Annotated in this window: 3 protein-coding genes; 2 read left to right on the top strand and 1 reads right to left on the bottom strand. The window is 42.2% G+C overall.

Features of this window, described 5'->3' with window-relative positions; translation table 11 throughout:
- The first annotated feature begins 150 nt into the window (after window positions 1-150).
- Both JGK20_RS34095 and JGK20_RS34100 read left to right on the top strand, forming a co-directional pair.
- Window positions 151-516, top strand: coding sequence for a hypothetical protein (locus JGK20_RS34095; protein ID WP_293182718.1), 366 nt, complete (start codon window positions 151-153; stop codon window positions 514-516).
- A gap of 117 nt (window positions 517-633) precedes the next feature.
- The gene (locus JGK20_RS34100) at window positions 634-1,656 is read left to right on the top strand and encodes an Rpn family recombination-promoting nuclease/putative transposase (protein WP_293233817.1); all 1,023 of its coding nucleotides are present in this window, start codon (window positions 634-636) and stop codon (window positions 1,654-1,656) included.
- Between the two features lie 78 nt (window positions 1,657-1,734).
- Here the strand turns inward: JGK20_RS34100 and JGK20_RS34105 are convergent.
- On the bottom strand, window positions 1,735-1,923 hold a 189-nt coding region (locus tag JGK20_RS34105; protein WP_293233819.1), incomplete at its 5' end, for a hypothetical protein.

The raw sequence follows: 1,923 nt of genomic DNA on the forward strand, positions 1-1,923 counted from the left end.
AAAAAAGGATGAAGATATCGAGGAGCGGAATGAAGCGAAAGTTTCACGTTCCGTTCTGAATGAGAGGTAGGGGTAGAAATGCCCCTATCGACTCTAACAACCAAAACGGTACTGCAAACCCCGCACACAAGGTTATAGGAGTTAAGTCAAATGGCAAACAAACTCCAAGTGAACACACAGGCGATCGGCTACAGCGACTTATACTGGAACCGATTTAGTCCGAGAGTAGCGACTATCAGCAGCATCCGCAACGCCAACCACTGGGACGGCGGATTTATCACCTACATTGCATATCCCACAAAAGTAGAAGCCACAGCAGCAATGAAACATTTGCTACTGAATCAAAAAGCTGCGGATGTTGATATGCGGAAAGCCAAGCGGATGAAAGCAAAAGGCATTCGGTGGGAACTCAAAATTCGGGGTTTAGCTTTTAATGAAGTGTTGAAACTGGCAACAATGGATATAACTGGAAAGCTAGTTATGTCATCTGTAACAACTACTCAAGCCACAGGCTGATAGCTGAATTTAGATAATTTGTAAGGGCGGTGCCCATGCCCGCCCTAACTCCAGATTTTTCTCTTACCTCTACATCTTCCTCAGTGTCATCTGCTGTTCACGAAAAACTATAACTATATGCGTTTCATCAGCCCCAAAACAGACTTTGCATTCAAAAAAATCTTCGCATCTTCAGAACATCCAGAAATTTTAATCAGCTTCCTAAATGCAATGCTGTATAACGGAGAATCCACAATCGAAGAAATAGAAATAATTGACCCTTATTCAGCCGGAAGCGTCACAGGATTAAAAGACACCTACCTGGATGTCAAAGCCAAGATTACCGGAAACAAAACCGTAATTGTGGAAATGCAGGTACTCAACGTCGCCGCCTTTGAAAAACGAGTCGTGTACAACGCAGCCAAAACCTATTCTACTCAACTCAAAGCCGGAGAAGGTTATTTAAGATTAAAACCAGTCATTGCCTTAACCATCACCGACTTCATCTTATTTGAAAACACCGAAAAACTAATTTCGCACTTTGAATTCACAGAAACCGAAGAAAAATTCGTCTATCCCAACTGCGAAATCAAATTAGTGTTTGTCGAATTACCGAAATTCAAAAAAGAATTGAATGAACTCACAACTCTGCCTGAAAAATGGATTTACTTCATGAAAAACGCACCCTCATTGGAAGTAGTACCAGAGACATTGGGGTCAGTTGCAGAGATTAATGCCGCGATGGGAATTGCCAACCGAGCAAATTTGACCCTCGACGAATTAAATGATGTAGACAAGCGAGAAATGTTTATCCAAGACCAACTAGGTTCTGTGACAAAAGGGATAGAGATTGGTATTCAAAGGGGAATACAACAAGGAATACAACAAGGAATACAACAAGGGATTGAACAAGGGATTGAACAAGGGATTGAACAAGGGATTGAACAAGGGATTGAACAGGGAATCGAAAGGGGTAAAATTGAGGGGGAAATAGGATTAATTATGCGTCAGATTGTGCGGCGGGTGGGTGATGTTACAATGGAAATTCAAACTCGCATCCAGGGGTTATCTGCGGCACAGTTAGATGATTTGGGAGAGGCTTTGTTGGATTTTACAAGTGAAGAGGATTTAATTGCGTGGTTAGATTCTGCGGTTGGATGAATAGCAGTTTGTAGATACCGTAGTTCAGCGGTAGGGTGCGTCAATCGATTTTAGATTTTAGATTTTAGATTTTAGATTTTAGAGGCGATCCCACGGATAAATTCGGGGGAAGAGAGGATTTTCGATTTTCGATTTGGGATTGATTCCACGGATAAATCCGGGGGCTTGTATAGCCTTTCTCAAAAAGATGAGGTATAACTGACAGCCCACACAACCCTTAAACCAAGAGGGCCCAAGCCCAACAACATCCGCGAATCTTTCTGAGAA

It is taken from the genome of Microcoleus sp. PH2017_05_CCC_O_A, assembly GCF_020738785.1.
In the GTDB taxonomy this organism is placed as follows: domain Bacteria; phylum Cyanobacteriota; class Cyanobacteriia; order Cyanobacteriales; family Microcoleaceae; genus Microcoleus.